This is a genomic window from Flavobacterium praedii (genome assembly GCF_026810365.1).
In the GTDB taxonomy this organism is placed as follows: Bacteria; Bacteroidota; Bacteroidia; order Flavobacteriales; family Flavobacteriaceae; genus Flavobacterium; species Flavobacterium praedii.
Genome location: NZ_CP113948.1, coordinates 1,876,956 through 1,894,877 on the forward strand (window position 1 = coordinate 1,876,956; position 17,922 = coordinate 1,894,877).

A 17,922-nucleotide genomic window follows, 5' to 3' on the forward strand; every position below is an offset into this window, starting at 1 on the left:
ACTAAAAACAACTCATTGCATTTACTTCAAAACCCCATTCTCATCTATAAATTAAGTACTTTTGTGTAAAATTTACTTTTTATGCCAATTGATATTTCCAAACTCGATCCAAAGAAAAACATCATAATAAAAGGAGCGCAAGTACATAATTTAAAAAATGTTGATGTCGCTATTCCTAGAAACAAACTTGTAGTCATAACAGGGTTATCTGGTTCCGGAAAATCAAGTTTAGCATTTGACACCTTATATGCAGAAGGACAACGTCGTTATGTAGAAAGCTTATCTTCTTATGCGAGGCAATTCCTAGGTCGTTTAGACAAACCAAAAGTAGAATACATAAAAGGAATTGCACCCGCGATTGCCATCGAGCAAAAGGTCAATACCACAAATGCTCGTTCAACAGTTGGAACTTCTACCGAAATATACGATTACATTAAACTACTATATGCTAGAATTGGCAGGACATACTCGCCTATTTCGGGATTGGAAGTCAAAAAAAATACGGTAACTGATGTTGTCACAACTGTAAAAGATTTTGAATTGGAAAGCAAATGGTTACTCCTTGCTCCTATTCATCTTGAAGAAGGTCGCCAGCTCGAAGACAAACTAAAAGTATTATTACAACAAGGATTTGCAAGGATTTTAGTCAATAATGTAATGGTACGTTTGGATGATTTTGATATTTCTGAACAACATACTTTAGATCACAAAGACATTTTACTTATTATTGACAGAATAGTAGTCAAAGAAGAAGAAGAGTTTTACAATCGATTATCAGATGCGGTACAAACTGCCTTTTTTGAAGGGAAAGGTATTTGCTTTTTACACGAATTAAATTCAGACAAAAAGTTTTCTTTTTCTAATAATTTTGAATTGGACGGAATTACTTTTCTAGAACCCAACGTTCATTTATTTAGCTTCAACAATCCATATGGAGCTTGCCCTGTTTGCGAAGGTTACGGAAATATTATAGGAATCGATGCCGAATTGGTCGTTCCCAATACTTCACTTTCTGTTTTTGAAAATGCCATTTTCCCTTGGCGTGGCGAAAGTATGGGTTGGTTTCGTGATGAATTGGTCAACAACGCCTACAAATTTGATTTTCCAATTCACAAGCCTTTTTTTCAACTTACTGAAGATCAAAAAGACTTGATCTGGACCGGAAACAAATATTTTCAAGGTCTAAATAGCTTTTTTAAAGAACTTGAAGAAAAAAATTATAAAATTCAAAATAGAGTGATGCTTTCGCGTTACAGAGGCAAAACCAAATGCCATGTTTGCAAAGGTAAACGCTTGAGAATTGAAGCTTCGTATGTGAAAATCAATGGTAAAACCGTATCCGATTTGGTAGATTTACCAATACAACATTTGGTTACTTTTTTCAAAAATATTGATTTGGATGTGTATGAAAAACAAATAGCCAAGAGATTATTAATCGAAATCAACAATCGATTGTCTTTTTTAACCGAAGTAGGTTTGAATTATTTGACTTTAAACAGAAATTCTTCAACACTTTCTGGAGGAGAATCCCAACGAATTAATTTAGCGACTTCACTGGGGAGCAGTTTGGTGGGATCGATGTACATTCTAGATGAACCAAGTATCGGTTTACATCCAAAAGACACCGAACGATTAATTAAAGTTTTACTCTCTCTACGAGATTTAGGCAATACTGTAATAGTAGTTGAACATGATGAAGATATAATGAAAGCGGCCGATATGATCATTGATATCGGACCCGAAGCAGGTACTTTGGGAGGTAATCTAGTCGCTCAAGGAACTTATGATGAAATACTCAAATCAAGCTCGCTAACCGCAAAATATTTGAATGGTGAACTTGAAATTGCTGTACCTAAAAAACGCAGAGCATTCAAGAATTTTATTGAAATAAAAGGGGCTAGGGAAAATAATCTACAAAATATAGATGTTACTTTTCCGCTCGATGTTTTAACGGTAATTACAGGAGTTTCTGGAAGTGGAAAAAGTACTTTGGTCAAGAAAATACTTTTCCCTGCTATGCAAAAAAAACTGGACAATGCAGGAGAAAAAGCGGGACAATTCAGCGAAATTTCAGGCTCATTTTCACAAATTAAACATATTGAATACGTAGATCAAAATCCAATTGGAAGAAGTTCACGCTCTAACCCTGTTACGTATATAAAAGCCTATGACGATATAAGAGAATTGTATGCAAAGGAAAAACTTTCGAAAGTAAGAGGGTATCAAGCCAAACATTTCTCTTTTAATGTAGATGGAGGTCGTTGCGAAACCTGCAAAGGAGAAGGATCAATAAATGTAGAAATGGTATTTATGGCAGATGTGCAATTGCCTTGCGAAACCTGTAACGGAAAACGTTTCAAAAAAGAAGTTCTCGAAGTCGCTTTTGATGGCAAAAACATTCACGACATTCTAACAATGACCATTGATGATGCTATTGCTTTTTTTGAAAAAAATAAGCAAACAAAAATCACTCAAAAGCTACAACCGTTGCAAGATGTTGGTTTGGGTTATGTACAATTAGGACAATCCTCATCTACACTTTCGGGAGGAGAAGCACAACGTATCAAACTTGCCTCTTTTTTAGTTAAAGGAGCGACCAAAGAAAAAGCCCTTTTTGTATTTGATGAACCTACAACTGGATTACACTTTCATGATATCAAGAAATTATTGAAGTCTTTTGACGCTTTGATAGAAAAAGGACATTCTATCCTTGTGATCGAACACAATCTTGACCTTATAAAATGTGCCGATTGGGTTATTGACCTTGGTCCAGAAGGAGGCGAAAACGGAGGTTTATTACTCGCAGTGGGAACTCCAGAGGAGATTGTGAAAAACAAAAAATCGATTACAGCCAAATATTTAAAAGAAAAACTATAAAATTAAAATCTAATTTATTTCAAACTAAAAAGCCACTGAACAATTAATAAATTATCGTGGCTTTTTATGTATTATACCTTTATATAATATTCCTTTAAAATTTATGATTCTTATCCCAAATAACAATTTTCTTCAAATACTTTACCATCCTCATCTATAGCTATCAAAATTTTTTTATCCTTTGCTGCCACTTGAGATAAATATAGCCATGGCAAAGACCACATTCCTAATGTTGCGCAACAAACTAAAAAATTCAACTTATGATTTACTTTCATACCTTGTTTATACAAAATGGTAAAAGGCATTTTATCATTTCGTTCTACAACCACAAAACCATCTTTAATTTTGTTTGAAATCACTTTAGTAAAGAGATTCAACCTTTTTTGATTAAGTAATTTACTTTTCATATTTAGTATATCAATTTTTATTATGCATTAAACAAATACTTGAAAACATTGCAAATTTAAAGCCAACATAAAAACTACACAATACCCACTTTTGGTGATATTAAAATAATAAAATACTAAATTACTCAAAAACAATAGGTTACAATCAACAAAAACAACAACAGGTCAATATACTCGTTGGAATGTCTATAAAATGAAAATAAGGAATAAATTACTTGCAAAAAAAAAGAGTACAAATTAAATATTAACACGTATATATGTGTGAAAAAAATTATTTTTCAGATTTAAAATTAAATGAAGGAGATTCATAGTCTTTATTCAAATAGTTGCCAGGTATAGTAGTTTTATTCCCATCTCGTAGAGAATTATAATGTGGTGACATAATTTCAATCCCAGCTTCATTAAAACAATCTTGAATATTTTGGTGCAAATTGGAATAAATTAATGGTTGTTGGTTGGGATGTTTAGTATACACATTAATTTCATAAGAAACATAAAAATCATCTAGACTGTTTTGCAAAACAAAGGGGACTGGAGTTTTCTCTACTAAATCTGTTCTCAAAGCTGCATCAATTAGCGCTTTATGAATTTCCTTCCAAGGACAATCATAACCAATTGTTACATTGGTATGAATCAGTAATCCATTACCATTTTCATAGGTATTTGCAGAATAGTTAACACTGGAGCTTGACAAAACTGTTGCATTTGGTATTGTAATATCTTCCTGTTTTGCAGTTCGAATCCTTGTTACCAAAGTAGTTTTTTCAATTACAGTTCCTTTAACATCCCCAATTTTTATAAAATCTCCAATTTTAAAAGGACGCATATAGGTAATAACCAATCCAGCTATCATATTGGCAATTGCATTTGAAGAACCTAAAGAAAATAAAACTCCAACAAAAACTGATACCCCTTGAAATACAGGAGAATTAGAACCTGGTAAATAAGGAAAAATAACAACAACCATAAAAGCATAAATCAATACTCTTATAATATTAAAAGTTGGTTTAGCCCAATCACTATAAAAACCTTCAATTTTTATCTGACCCTTCTGTATCTCATCTACAAAAAATTTAATAGCTTTTAACAAATAATGGAATAACCCTACAATAACCAAAATCGAAAATAAATTGGGCAGAAAATCAACAAATCCTATTAAAGCAGCCCTGGCAGGAGAAAAAATCCACTTTAAAAGAGTAGATGCATACGCTTTTGTCTCAGGAAAAACACTAAATATAGCAGGCAAAGAAATATAAAAAACAAAAAGTAAAACCAGCAAACGAATCAACAAAATGAATTTTATAACAAAATCTAATTCTTTTTCTGGTGTAAAAATATAAGATTCCTTAATTTTAATTCCCGCAAAATAACGCTCTTTTCTCTTTCTAAGAAAAAATTGAATCCATCTAAATAATTTATTGATTGCAAATACGATTATTCCAACAAACACAACTAATAACAAAACAAGTCCAATTCGTTTTAACCAATTTTCAGCAGAATTGTTTTCTTTTTGAAAAAGAATCGATTTCAGGATAATCGAAAGATTTTTATGTGCAAGTTGAAATTTTTCACTCCCAACAGATTTAGCATCTAAATCAGTTACCGACATCACTACAAAATCATCATTATAAACAATATCAACGCTGATATCAGATTTTATCAATACTATAGAATCGGGATAAAAATAGGGTTCCTCATATAAGGATTTTATTCTATCGCTAATTGCTTTTGCGCGTTCCTTAGCAGTAAATGAACCAATTTTATTATATATTAAAAACAGAGTGTCTTTAAATGGTACAACTGGATAACCACTTAATTCAGGATTTATTTTTTCTTTTTCTATGCTATCTGTAACAGTTCCTTTTCTGATCTGATTTTGAGAAAAAAGAACTGTCGAACTAATAAGTAACAAACAAATTAATTTTATTATAAATTTAATCATCGCTATAATATATTAGTATTAAATCCTAAATAAGAGCCCATCACTATAGACACATATAAGAAACATCCTTACAAATATAAAAAAACTAAGCAACTAAATTTAAAAAAACAACTAGAAGATATAATAATCAATTAGTTAGTTATTTGATTATTCTCAATTTTACAAGTAATTTATCAAACGTTTGATTAATTTCAGGCGAAACTATCATTTTATAATTGATAAAACCATATACAATTGTTACCAGAATAGATTTTAACACTATACCAACGATTGGATGCAAAGGAAACTGCCAAAAGTAAAACAGCAAAAATACGAACAAAGAAATTCCTGCTGAAATCAAGTTTTGTTTAGTAAAAGGAAACAAATGCATGCGTTTTACAACAAAAAGCAATTTAGCTAAACTATAACATGTTATCGATAATAAAGTAGCGAATGCGGAGCCAATAATTCCAAATAACGGTATAAAAATCATATTCAAAACTACTGTTAAAACTACTAAACCTACACCCAAAAACAATACGGCACGATAATATTTTGAATTAAAGATGATCGCATTATTATTGCCTAATATCAGATCAAAATATTTTGAAAGCCCAATCATAAAAACTACCAATATACCTCCACAATACTCTTTCGGCATCATTTCATACAATTGATCGATATTAACAAAAATACACAACATAACAAAACCTCCTACAATTTGAAGATTAATCGAAGTTTTTTTATACAAAACATTTAGTTCATCATGCTTGTTTTCATGCATCAGTTTTGCTGTAATAGGATATACAATTTGGTGCATCGCTCGACTTGGCACCGAAATTACTAATGCAATATATGTGGCTACAGAATAAAAAGCAATGTTCCCAATATCCATATATTGATTAAGCATTATTTTATCGCCATCAAGAAGCAAATTTGCAACACTACCCGACAAAATAATATACGAAGTATACACTAAAATTTCTTTTACATTCCAAGGTATTGTAAATTGAAAAACAGGCTTTTTTATCCTAAAAGCATAAAACATGGTAACCAAAAATGCTACAAAGTATATTCCAGCAGTCAAATAAATAAAGTCAACAACTGTAATCCATTTAAAATATATTCCCAAAAGAGCAATTAATGAAAATAAACGCAAACCTACCTCCTTTATAAAGTTACCAAAAACGGAAAACATATGTACCCTAGCCCAAGCATAAAAAATCTCAAAATAAGCCATACAGATACCTACAAAAGGAATAAGCCAAATAAAATCTTTTACAATTGGATTTTTCTTTGTTACAAAAAAGGCAATTTCATCATAAAAAAACAATCCAATTAAAAGGATTGGAATAATTAACAAAATAGGGAACAAAACCGTAAATGACAGAAACTGATTTTGCTCTTTTTCAGATTTGCATTGCGAATAAAACTTCACCAATGTATTTTGCATTCCAATTGCAAATAATGGCATAATTACATTGGCACATGATAAAATATAATTAGACAATCCATAAAATGTTTTACCTAAAATTGGAGGAAACAAAAACAGTGTACTTATTCCCCCTATTGCAAAACCGATATAGGTTATTATTGTATTTTTTAAAGACTGATTTAATACTATACCCATTAATAGGAGTTTAAAAGTTTAAAGTTGAAAAAGTTTAAAGTTGAAAACCTTAAACCTTTGAATGTATCAATTTTGATAATTCTTTGGTTAAATTTTTTCTGGAATATTTTTGCAAACCTACACCATAAGATTGTAATTTCCCTTCCAAAAATTGATTGTAATACGATTTAATGGTGTGTTTTAGTTTTTCCTTCTCTGTATATTCAAAAAATACACCTGTATTGGTTTCTGTTATGATTTCGGCAAAATCAGAATCTTTTGGGCCAATTCCAATAATTGGTCTATTAGAAACCATATATTCAAATAATTTTCCGGGAATAATACTTTTGGTTTCCGCAGAGTCAATTTCGATAAGCAACAATACTTGAGAATTCCTTTGGTGCGCCACCGCTTCCGAATGGGAAACATATCCTAAATTATTCAAATACCTTTCCAAATTAAATCGTGAAATAGTATCTAACACTTCCTGACTAACGGCTCCTATTAATTTAAGTTCTAAATGATTTTTAAAATCAGGTATTTCCTGAAGCAATTCGGTTAAAGATTCCCACAATATAGTTGGATTTCGTTCTGACAAAAAAGAACCTATATGCGCCAAACTGAATTTAGAATCTAAAGTAACGGGTGTTAGGGGTTCTGTATCAAATCCATTGGTAATAACAGCGATTGGTTTGTTTGTTATTGCTCTAAATTCAGATTTAGTTGTTTTACTGGTGACAATAATAGTATCGGCAGTATTCAAGACACGAAATTCCAATGCTTTGTGTTTGTTTTCTGCTTTGGCTGATAATTTTAACGATTTATGATAACCGATAGTTGTCCAAGGATCCCTAAAATCAGCAAACCAAGTTACTTTTAATTTTTGCTTTAAAACCAATCCAATTAGATGTAAACTATGTGGAGGCCCAGATGTAATTATGGTATCAATTTTATTCTCAACAATGTATTTTTCCAAGTACTTTACAGATGGTTTAACCCAAAAAACTCGTGCATCAGGAATAAATAGATTGCCGCGAACCCACAACATAGTCTTTTCCAGAAAAGTTTGTTTCTTCTGATTTGGAATAATACCCGAACTAATTTTTTTGGTTTTATTTTTAGAAAAAACCGAAGCCAATTGATACGGCTCGAAAATTTTTTGCTTTAAAACAATCGCTTTATCCGATACTTCTTTTCCTAAATTGGCATCAACAATTGGATAAGTTGGATTCTCAGGAATATAAACAATGGGCTGAATATCAAAATCCGGCAAATATTTTACAAACTTAAGCCAACGCTGAACACCAGGCCCTCCAGCTGGTGGCCAATAGTACGTTATAATAAGGATTTTTTTTGTGTCCAAAATGATAAGGATTTGTATTAAATAATTAAATCAAGAATCAATTCCGAAAATAATCGGGAAGTTAATTCATGTTCTTAAATCCATTCTTTTTCTCAAAGTAAATCCCACCAATCAAAAGAAACAACATTCCAATCGAACTAACAAGCGTAATTACACTTCCTGTTTTCACTACTTGAGGCTCAAACTTGAATTCGATGCTATGTTTTCCTGCTGGAACTACAATAGCTCTCAAAGCATAATCAGCTCTCATGATTGGAGTCTCTTTACCATCAATTAAAGCTTTCCAGCCTTTTTCATAATACATCTCAGAGAAAACAGCTAAACCTTCATTAGAATTGTTTGATGTATATTTCAATTTATTAGGCTGATAGTCATCCAAGGTTATGGTAGCCGAACTGTCTTTGGCGAAAGCCTTATTCTTTATTTCCGAAAATTCATTCCCATTGATAATAGCTAGGTTTTTAGAATTCACTTTATCCAAAGCTTTCATTTCTTCATCTGGATTAGTTACCAATTTAACTCCACTTACAAACCAAGCGTTTCCATTGGCATCTGGGTTAATAATTGGATATTCCTTTCCATCTTTATCTAATTGAATCACATACTTTACATTCAACATATTAAGTATTTCCACATTGTTTTTGGCAATTTGATAATCAAATAATTGTTGCATTCTTTGAGGCTTGACAGCACTATATCCTCCAATTGCTTTATGAAAATAAGAAGTTCGTGCTTGCATTAGACCTTGTATATCAAAAACACGATAATTAGTAGTGTCTTTTAGAATTTCTGTATCAGTTGGTGTTTCTTGAAAAGGCACTTCAACTTCTCTAGCGCTTATAAAATCTTTGTTCGAAACATAATTTTTGTCCACAAAAAATAAATCAGACACCATAAATAAGCCAACCAAAATAATAGCCGTGTTTTGGGCAATTTTATTTTTAACGAACAGCCATAAAGTACCAGCAGCTATCAAAATAAAAAAACCAGATCGTAATAAATCTGCACTATACAATGATCTTCTATCTGCTTTTAAGGCATCTACAAAACTCGGCCCATAATTTTCAAGAAAAGAACTATCATTTACACCTGAAAAAGTAAATAAACTTTTGGACAAGAACAGAATCAAAATCAATCCTAATCCAATTGCCCCTGATTGCAACAACGGTTTTAATTGTTTCTCTTTTTCTAATTTAAAAAAAGATTGCAACCCCATAATTGCCAAAACCGGAAAACACAATTCCAGAATAACTTGAATAGATGATACTGCTCTAAACTTATTATACATAGGAATATGATCGATACAAAAATCCGTCAAAGCAGGAAAGTTTTTCCCCCAAGAAAGAATTAAAGTAACTAGAGCTCCACCTAAGAATGCATATTTAATTTTCCTTTCATCAATAAACAAAGCCAAAATTCCCAAAAAGAAAACCACTGCTCCTATATATGCTGGCGCAGATACAATAGGCTGATCCCCCCAATACGTAGGCATACCCGAAACAAAATCGGTGGCTTGAGCTTCTGGTACTCCCTGTGAAATCATAAACTCAAACATTTCACTATCTGTTCCAACCTTTTCATTATTAGATCCTCCAAATAATCGAGGTGCAATAAGATTAAAACTTTCCGCGATACCATAACTGTATTCTGTAATATAGTCACGAGACATTGCAACATCAGTAGTTCGTTTTGAACCGTCTGGGTTAAAGCTTAAATCGCTTTTTCCACGAGTACTAAAATTGGCATATTCGACGGTCGCCAATAAATTTGTTGCGTTGGAACCAATGGCTATAATACCAGCACCTATTAGAGTTCCTATCGAATACAATAAAGACTTATATTCTTTTGATTTAATCCCTTCATAAATAAAATATCCCGAAAGAATTAATAATAAAATCAATAAATAGTAAGTCATTTGAAAGTGATTAGCATTTATTTCTAATGCCAAAGCAAACATGGCGAGCAATCCACCTAAAATATATTTCCGTTGAAAAACCATTACAAAACCAGCCACAACCATCGGCATATAGGCAATTGCATGCGCTTTGGCATTATGTCCAACTCCAAGAATTATAATTAAGTAAGTAGAAAAACCAAATGCCAATGCACCAAAAAAAGCTTTTAACGGATCCGCTTTTAAAACCAACATTAAAATATAAAAACTAAGAAAATATAAGAATAAATAATCCGCTGGTCGTGGTAAAAAACGCAATACATCATCAATGGCGCCTACATAATCGTGAGGATATTTAGCCCCCAATTGATAGGTTGGCATTCCCCCAAATGCAGAATTTGTCCAATAAGGTTCTTCGTGATGAGTTGCTCTAAAATCATTTTGCTCTTTGGCCATTCCAGTATATTGAGCAATATCCGATTGAAAAATCTGTTTTCCTTGTAATACTGGAAAGAAATAAAGTGTAGAAACTAGAATAAAACCAAAAATGGCTAGTGCGTGCGGAAAGAACTTTTGAAGTTGCTTCATTAATATGGGTTTTGGATTGTGGATTTTGGTTTGTAAGTTATAAAAAGTAAAGCTATTTTAATTTAAATTTAAACTATCAACACTTTACAATCCCCCTTTGGGGGTTAGTGGGCTAATCAATTTCTTCATAATCGACATAATCACCCACTTTTTTGGTCTCACGTGGGTTTTTACTATTGGCAGTGTCAATTATAATTTCATCATTATTCGATGTTTTCTTCCAAGTTGTTTGCTGAGAGCGCTGTTGCTGTTGTTGCTGAAAATTTTGACCAGCCTTTTCTACAACTTTTTTTACTACTATTGGTAAAAATAGTTTAGCCAAAAATTTAAATATATAATAGAAAGCTATCATATAAAATATCATTTCTATAAAACCCGAAAAAGAGGCTGTTTGCATAATCTAATAATTTTTAGGCAAAATTAATAAATCAATATGGAAACTTCGGAGCATTTTAAAAATATCATTCTTAAAGAAATGATAAAAAATGAAGAAAAGGTGCAAAAAACAATTAAAACCCAATCACTCTAACGCAAATTAAACTCAACAACAAATTGTAATACAAATTAAAAACATTTTTTTATTCCTTTTTTTAACAAAAAAAATAAAATTCAAGACATAATTTCACAGTAAAAATCAAATTTAAAAATCAAAAATCAAATTTAATATTATAATAAACTGATTATCAAAAGCTAATAAAAACCCAATTCTTAAAATACCATTAGTTTATATGGATTATAAACAGTAATTTTGCACCCTATTTTAAAAATATATATGAATAAATTTGAACAATTAGGATTGAGTGAATCGTTACTGAAGGCGATTTTAGATCTAGGATTTGAGAATCCGACCGAAGTACAGGAGAAAGCGATTCCCCTATTATTGGAAAAAGACACAGATTTAGTTGCGTTGGCTCAGACAGGGACAGGGAAAACGGCAGCATTTGGTTTTCCAGTTATTCAGAAAATTGATGCCAACAACAGAAATACGCAAGCATTGATTTTATCTCCAACACGTGAATTGTGTTTGCAGATTACCAACGAACTTAAAAACTACTCTAAATACGAGAAAGGTATTAATGTGGTAGCAGTATACGGCGGGGCTAGCATTACAGAACAAGCGAGAGACATTAAGAGAGGCGCACAAATTATAGTAGCGACTCCGGGTAGAATGCAAGATATGATTAATAGAGGATTGGTAAACATTTCTCAAATTAACTATTGTATCCTTGACGAAGCAGACGAAATGTTGAACATGGGTTTCTACGAAGACATCGTAAACATCCTTTCTACAACGCCTGACGAAAAAAGCACATGGTTGTTTTCTGCAACTATGCCTGCTGAAGTGGCACGAATTGGAAAACAATTCATGACGGATCCTATTGAAATTACAGTAGGTACCAAAAACTCTGGTTCTGCTACCGTATCACACGAATTTTACTTAGTAAACGCACGTGACCGTTACGAAGCATTGAAACGTTTAGCAGATTGTAATCCTGATATTTTCTCAGTAGTTTTCTGTAGAACAAAAAGAGACACACAAGCTGTTGCCGAAAAATTAATCGAAGACGGATACAGCGCAGCTGCATTGCACGGAGATTTATCACAAGCACAACGTGATGGTGTAATGAAATCGTTTAGAGGAAGACAAATCCAAATGCTTGTAGCGACTGATGTTGCTGCACGTGGAATTGACGTTGACAATATTACTCACGTAGTAAATTACCAACTTCCTGACGAAATCGAAACCTACAATCACCGTTCTGGTCGTACAGGTCGTGCAGGTAAATTAGGAACTTCTATCGTAATCGTTACAAAAAGCGAATTGCGTAAAATTTCTTCTATCGAAAGAATTATCAAACAAAAATTCGAAGAAAAAACAATCCCTTCTGGAATTGAAATCTGCGAAATCCAATTATTACACTTAGCTACTAAGATTAAGGATACCGAAGTGGATCACGAAATCGACAACTACCTTCCAGCAATCAATAATGTTCTTGAAGATTTATCTAAAGAAGAATTGATTAAGAAAATGGTATCAGTTGAATTTAATCGTTTTATCAACTATTACAAGAAAAATAGAGACATCTCTAATCAATCTTCTGGTTCTGAAAGACGTGATCGTGACGATAGAGATGGCGCTCCAAGAGAAAACAATAATGGTGGTGCTACAAGATACTTTGTAAACATTGGTTCTAGAGACAATTTTGACTGGATGTCATTAAAAGATTACTTGAAAGAAACATTAGACTTAGGTCGTGATGACGTTTTCAAAGTAGACGTAAAAGAAGGTTTCTCTTTCTTTAACACGGATCCTGAACACACCGATAAAGTAATGGAAATATTGAACAACGTACAACTAGAAGGACGTCGTATCAATGTTGAAATTTCTAAAAACGATGGTGGCGGAAGACGTGACCATAACGGAAGAAGCTCTGGTGGTGGATTCGGTGGTGGAAGAAGTTCTGCTCCAAGAAGAGAAGGAAGTTTTGCTCCAAGAAGAGAAGGATCAGGCGGATTTAGAAGCGACAGAGGTACTGCTCCTAGAGAAGGTGGTTTCAGATCTGAAAGAAGTTCAGCTCCAAGAAGAGAAGGTGGTTTTTCATCAGACAGAACTCCTAGAGAAGGTTCGTCTGACAGAGCACCAAGACGCTCTGAAAGCTTTGGTGATGCACCAAGACCAAGAAGACCAAGAAGAGACTAAAGAAAATAGAGGTTAGAGGTTAGAGGCAAGAAGTGAGAAGTGAGAAATAAGATTTAAATCGTATTTTTCTAATTTCTAACTTCTATTTTCTGACCTCTAATTTTTTTTCGATTGTTAATTTTCTTATAATTATACAAGAACTACAAAATATTTAATACCGTTTTACTACTTTTAAAGTTTTAAATCAGTTTATGAAATATTTTGTAGTTTTTTTATTTTTAGTCACATCCATAAAATCAATTGCACAAACAATTGATACTCCAACAAAAGTCTCTGGTTCTATAATCAGCGATAATACCGGCACCCCATTAGCCAACGTAAACATCATCAATATCAATCAAGTCACAGGAACCACCACAGACAACAAAGGTAATTTTGAAATTACTGTAACACAAAGTGACACTTTACACATAACACTTTTAGGCTACCAATCTTTACGTGTAAGAGTGACCAATGACTGGATAAAAAACAAAAAAACAACCATACAACTTACCCAAAAAGCTATTCCCTTAAATGAGGTCGTAATTAGCCCATACTATCTTACCGGATATTTAGAAATCGATTCCAAATTAATTCCAATAAAAGAAGATTATCGCTATAGTATTTCGGGCTTAGGACAAGGATACGAAGCAGGTCAATACGCTCCAGAAGCCTTTGGAAAAGTTTTAGGCTCTATATTCAACCCTGCAGATATGCTTTACAATTTCTTCGGAAAAAAACCGCAACAGCTCAAAAAATTAAAAGAGATGCGAAAGGATGATACTGTTAGGAATCTACTGGAAACCAAATACGACAGAGAAACCATCTCGCTGCTTCTTGGCGTTTCACAAGATGAAATCGCCGAAATATTAGGACGATGCAGTTACTCAGAAGCTTTCATAAAAACCGCCAACGACCTTCAAATCATGGACGCCATAAGCGGTTGCTACGAACAATACAAAGTCTTGAAGAAAAAGTAAAGTTAGTTTTCAACGACAACTTTAAACATCATTTGGGCGTGTCACCATAAAAAAAAGGGACCAACTAATCACACTAATTAGTCGGTCCCTTCTTTTTATGCTGCCGGGCTATCTGGGCTACTTCGGTAGCTTCCGTCTATCCCTCACGCGTATTTTCGTAATCTAACAGTTATAGTATAAATACAGAAAATAAATTTATATTAAAGCAATAATTCAAAAACTATTACAATTATTTTTAGGTCAAAATCAAAGATTTATCTAAAAAATGATCGAAACATATTTGAAAACATTCAAAATCAATCTTTTTTGTGTTGTTGCTCAATGTGATTTTGATTACCGTTAATCAGAGTATCACCGCCATTCATACTGTTTGACATTCCAACCATAAGCGCCGTAATAACAAGAATAATTTTTCTTTTTAACCAAAGAATAGGGCGTTTAGATTCCTCCAAACGTGTTTTGTTAGGTTTATACATTTTGTAAATGATAAATGATTAGACATTATAATATCATCTTATGCATTGAGTTGCATAAATGCTTAAAAAATATTTTTAAGCTATGTATAAATTTTTATAAGTTATTCTCGAAGTAATCATCTCATTTATAAAGATGGACTGAGATAAGATTGAACTTACTTCTTGATGAAGCAACTTCTGAGTTTTTAAAAGAACCCAAACTTGAAGACTATAACTATCTTTAAATTCGAGGCAAGCAAATAAAATTGGAGACGAACCCTTTTTAGATGAATTTACCTCACCGAACACATATAATTTGGAATCTTTATTATTCGATTCTCCTCTAAGAATTACGCTCGAAAATTGATAGTAATCTACTGAATTGGATTGAAAATATAAATCACAATCATTAACCATCAGGCCAAAAACCAGAAAAAGAGAAATCAGATATTTAAAACATTTTTTCAATCTATATAATTCGAATTATCAATTTTGGCAAAACTGGAAACTGTATCGCTTAGTATTTTTTTCCTAAACGAAAATACAAATAAAACTAACAATACCAGACTTAAAATTTCAATGGCAATACTAAAATGTACTTCAAACTAAAACAGCTTTATAAGTTTTAGAATTTGTAATTGCTCTTGAAATTGAATTTGCATTTGAAATAGAATTTTAAATTTGTGGATTCTCTTCATAATATCTTGCTTCAATCCTTTTTATATCTTTAATAGACTTTCTCGCCCAATCCAATCTTTTCACCAAAATCTCTTCTTCAGTCAATTGCCAATCAACATCCGAATTGCGCAAACGATTCGTTAGATTCTGAATAATAATCGATGCCGAAACTGAGATATTCAAACTCTCCGTAAAACCAACCATCGGAATTTTAAGAAAACCATCCGCTCTCCTGAGAATCTCTTCTGACAATCCATCTCTCTCGGTTCCAAAAAACAAGGCGCTTGGTTTCGTGATATCAAAATCCTCCATCAAACAATCATTCTCATGTGGTGTAGTCGCAATAATTTGATAGCCTTTACTTTTTAAAGTATCAATACAATTCGTAACACTATCATAAGTCGAAATATCAACCCATTTTTGGGCACCCATTGCAATTTCTTTATCGATCCGTTTTCCATAACGTTCCTCGATAACATGCAACTCCTGAATTCCAAAAACCTCACAACTGCGCATCACGGCACTAGCATTATGCATCTGAAAAACATCTTCAACCGCAATGGTAAAATGTTTGGTTCTGTCTTTCAAAACTTTTAAAAATTTTTCCTTCCTATTATCTGTCAAAATATTTTCAAGAAAAGCAAGGTAATCGAGATCAATCATTGTATATTAGTTTTGGCAAAAATACTAAAAAAGAGTAGTTTTATTTTCTATAAAAATTTCAAAAAATGAAAAAGAAATTAGTTGTTCTTACTGGCGCTGGAATTAGTGCCGAAAGCGGCATCAAAACATTTCGTGATAGCGACGGATTATGGGAAGGCCATAACGTAATGGATGTCGCAACTCCAGAAGGTTGGTATAAAAACCCTGCACTGGTTCTTGATTTCTACAACCAAAGACGACAACAACTAAAAGAAGTACACCCCAATTTAGGTCATCAGATTTTGGCCGAATTAGAAAATAATTTTGACGTTTATATCATCACCCAAAATGTAGATGATTTACACGAACGAGCTGGAAGTTCGAATGTAACGCATTTGCATGGCGAATTATTAAAAGTACGAAGTTCCAAAATCGAAAACTACATTTTGGATTGGCCCAACGATTTGAATTTTGGTGACGTTGACCAACAAGGCAATCAGCTTCGTCCTCATATAGTATGGTTTGGAGAACAAGTACCCGCTTTGGATGAAGCGATAGAAATCACAGAACAAGCTGATTATTTTGCAGTAATTGGTACTTCATTACAAGTTTACCCTGCTGCTGGCTTAATAGATTTTACCAAAAGAGAAACACCCATTTATTATATCGATCCAAAACCCATAAAAATTCCAAATCTTAAAAACCCTCTCGAAGTAATCCCAAACATCGCTTCCGAAGGTGTTCGTATTTTAAAAGAAAAACTACTCGCTAATCCATAAGGACTTTATCAAACGAATTTAACAGACCCAAATCCAGAATGGTACTTTTGTTATTATCACTTCGAGTATACATTGATTTAAATTTGGCACCATAAACGACTTCTTCAAAAGTATAGGATGTGCGCGTTGCAACCGTAGTACTGAACATGTCATCAAAAGTTTTAATAATCACAATAATTTCGCCCAAAATCGAATCATAATCCGAAGCAACCAATTCCCACAAAGGACTTTCACTGGTTATCGGATGAACCAAAGTCCAACTCAATGCCAACGAATTTATTCTTTGATATTCCAAATCCAAAGTGTAAAATTTATTGGTCATCACTCCATTTTCTTCAATTCGCATTCCAAGAGTTACATTCACTTCGGCATCAATATAATTGGTATTTTTATAAGGAGCCAACCGAAACATTAATGCTTTACCGTCATTAAAAGGAGCAATGACCGCATTTTTTGAAAATTTTATAAAAATAGAAGGCTTGCTAAATCTCCCAAAAAACAAACCTGTAGCAATAGCAAAACTCAATAAACCAATTAGTGCTTCTGCCGAGGACAATGCGCTGGTATAAAAACCAGTCGGACTAATATGCCCATAACCAACTGTGGTAAACGTTTGCGCACTAAAGAAATAAGCCTGCCCAAATTGTACCCATTCATTATCGGTAGTTGCAATTCCATTAAGATGTTCAATCCCAATTGCAAAATACAGCAACGCAAACACAAAATTAATAGTAACATAAAACAACAACAGTATCGAAAGGAATTTCCACGAAGACATATCCAGCATCGTATGATACCAACTAATTCTATCTAGAGCACCAACTCCTTTTTTCACCGCATTGACCGAGCCGTCCTTATTAATAAATCGCCCACCATAACTGGATGCGCTGCTACCAAAGCCCGTATTTACAAGAGCCTTTGCCTTTAAATTTAAACGATTAAATAATGCCATAAGATTAATAACTAATAACCTGCAAATTAGTCAAAAAATCCGAAACTCTAGTCTGCCATAATACTTTGGGCGTGACCCCATTGAAAAAAGGGGCTTA

12 protein-coding genes are annotated in these 17,922 nt (G+C 32.9%); 4 read left to right on the top strand and 8 right to left on the bottom strand.

Features of this window, described 5'->3' with window-relative positions:
• The first annotated feature begins 81 nt into the window (after positions 1 to 81).
• Complete coding sequence (gene uvrA, locus OYT91_RS07985) at positions 82 to 2,877, top strand: excinuclease ABC subunit UvrA (RefSeq protein ID WP_281240218.1); 2,796 nt, start codon at positions 82 to 84, stop codon at positions 2,875 to 2,877.
• Positions 2,878 to 2,987: 110 nt separating this feature from the next.
• On the opposite strand, the gene OYT91_RS07990 is transcribed toward uvrA, so the two are convergent.
• The 6 genes from OYT91_RS07990 to OYT91_RS08015 all read right to left on the bottom strand — a co-directional run bounded on the left by OYT91_RS07990 (position 2,988) and on the right by OYT91_RS08015 (position 11,056).
• Entirely contained in the window at positions 2,988 to 3,284 is a 297-nt protein-coding gene (locus tag OYT91_RS07990) for a hypothetical protein (RefSeq protein ID WP_269222263.1), read from the bottom strand.
• Between the two features lie 271 nt (positions 3,285 to 3,555).
• A complete protein-coding gene (locus OYT91_RS07995) occupies positions 3,556 to 5,226 on the bottom strand; it encodes a mechanosensitive ion channel family protein (protein ID WP_281240219.1) in 1,671 nt (556 codons plus the stop codon).
• Between the two features lie 139 nt (positions 5,227 to 5,365).
• On the bottom strand, positions 5,366 to 6,835 hold the full coding sequence (locus OYT91_RS08000) for an oligosaccharide flippase family protein (RefSeq protein WP_281240220.1): 1,470 nt from the start codon (positions 6,833 to 6,835) through the stop codon (positions 5,366 to 5,368).
• 49 nt (positions 6,836 to 6,884) lie between these two features.
• On the bottom strand, positions 6,885 to 8,177 hold the full coding sequence (locus OYT91_RS08005) for a glycosyltransferase family 4 protein (protein WP_281240221.1): 1,293 nt from the start codon (positions 8,175 to 8,177) through the stop codon (positions 6,885 to 6,887).
• Positions 8,178 to 8,238: 61 nt separating this feature from the next.
• On the bottom strand, positions 8,239 to 10,659 hold the full coding sequence (locus OYT91_RS08010; RefSeq protein WP_281240222.1) for a YfhO family protein: 2,421 nt from the start codon (positions 10,657 to 10,659) through the stop codon (positions 8,239 to 8,241).
• Between the two features lie 112 nt (positions 10,660 to 10,771).
• On the bottom strand, positions 10,772 to 11,056 hold the full coding sequence (locus OYT91_RS08015) for a DUF4834 family protein (RefSeq protein ID WP_281240223.1): 285 nt from the start codon (positions 11,054 to 11,056) through the stop codon (positions 10,772 to 10,774).
• A gap of 375 nt (positions 11,057 to 11,431) precedes the next feature.
• On the opposite strand from OYT91_RS08015, the gene OYT91_RS08020 reads away from it, so the two are divergent.
• Both OYT91_RS08020 and OYT91_RS08025 read left to right on the top strand, forming a co-directional pair.
• Positions 11,432 to 13,360 carry a DEAD/DEAH box helicase gene (locus OYT91_RS08020; RefSeq protein ID WP_281240224.1) on the top strand — a complete coding sequence of 643 codons (1,929 nt, stop codon included), beginning with the start codon at positions 11,432 to 11,434 and terminating at the stop codon, positions 13,358 to 13,360.
• Between the two features lie 191 nt (positions 13,361 to 13,551).
• A complete protein-coding gene (locus tag OYT91_RS08025) occupies positions 13,552 to 14,319 on the top strand; it encodes a carboxypeptidase-like regulatory domain-containing protein (RefSeq protein ID WP_281240225.1) in 768 nt (255 codons plus the stop codon).
• A 1,130-nt stretch (positions 14,320 to 15,449) separates the two neighbouring features.
• Here the strand turns inward: OYT91_RS08025 and OYT91_RS08035 are convergent.
• Complete coding sequence (locus OYT91_RS08035) at positions 15,450 to 16,115, bottom strand: TrmH family RNA methyltransferase (RefSeq protein ID WP_281240227.1); 666 nt, start codon at positions 16,113 to 16,115, stop codon at positions 15,450 to 15,452.
• 65 nt (positions 16,116 to 16,180) lie between these two features.
• On the opposite strand from OYT91_RS08035, the gene OYT91_RS08040 reads away from it, so the two are divergent.
• Positions 16,181 to 16,873: an SIR2 family NAD-dependent protein deacylase gene (locus OYT91_RS08040; RefSeq protein WP_281240228.1), complete on the top strand. Its 693-nt coding sequence runs from the start codon at positions 16,181 to 16,183 to the stop codon at positions 16,871 to 16,873.
• On the opposite strand, the gene OYT91_RS08045 is transcribed toward OYT91_RS08040, so the two are convergent.
• The gene (locus tag OYT91_RS08045) at positions 16,863 to 17,825 is read right to left on the bottom strand and encodes an ion channel (RefSeq protein ID WP_281240229.1); all 963 of its coding nucleotides are present in this window, start codon (positions 17,823 to 17,825) and stop codon (positions 16,863 to 16,865) included. The two genes, OYT91_RS08040 and OYT91_RS08045, sit on opposite strands and share 11 nt — an antisense overlap.
• Between the last annotated feature and the right edge of the window lie 97 nt (positions 17,826 to 17,922).

Coding starts and splice junctions, on each gene's coding strand:
- OYT91_RS08010 (WP_281240222.1), bottom strand. CDS start 10,659: ATGAAGCAACTTCAAAAGTTCTTTCCGCACGCACTAGCCATTTTTGGT.
- OYT91_RS08020 (WP_281240224.1), top strand. CDS start 11,432: ATGAATAAATTTGAACAATTAGGATTGAGTGAATCGTTACTGAAGGCG.
- OYT91_RS07990 (WP_269222263.1), bottom strand. CDS start 3,284: ATGAAAAGTAAATTACTTAATCAAAAAAGGTTGAATCTCTTTACTAAA.
- OYT91_RS08000 (WP_281240220.1), bottom strand. CDS start 6,835: ATGGGTATAGTATTAAATCAGTCTTTAAAAAATACAATAATAACCTAT.
- OYT91_RS08035 (WP_281240227.1), bottom strand. CDS start 16,115: ATGATTGATCTCGATTACCTTGCTTTTCTTGAAAATATTTTGACAGAT.
- uvrA (WP_281240218.1), top strand. CDS start 82: ATGCCAATTGATATTTCCAAACTCGATCCAAAGAAAAACATCATAATA.
- OYT91_RS08025 (WP_281240225.1), top strand. CDS start 13,552: ATGAAATATTTTGTAGTTTTTTTATTTTTAGTCACATCCATAAAATCA.
- OYT91_RS07995 (WP_281240219.1), bottom strand. CDS start 5,226: ATGATTAAATTTATAATAAAATTAATTTGTTTGTTACTTATTAGTTCG.
- OYT91_RS08045 (WP_281240229.1), bottom strand. CDS start 17,825: ATGGCATTATTTAATCGTTTAAATTTAAAGGCAAAGGCTCTTGTAAAT.
- OYT91_RS08015 (WP_281240223.1), bottom strand. CDS start 11,056: ATGCAAACAGCCTCTTTTTCGGGTTTTATAGAAATGATATTTTATATG.
- OYT91_RS08040 (WP_281240228.1), top strand. CDS start 16,181: ATGAAAAAGAAATTAGTTGTTCTTACTGGCGCTGGAATTAGTGCCGAA.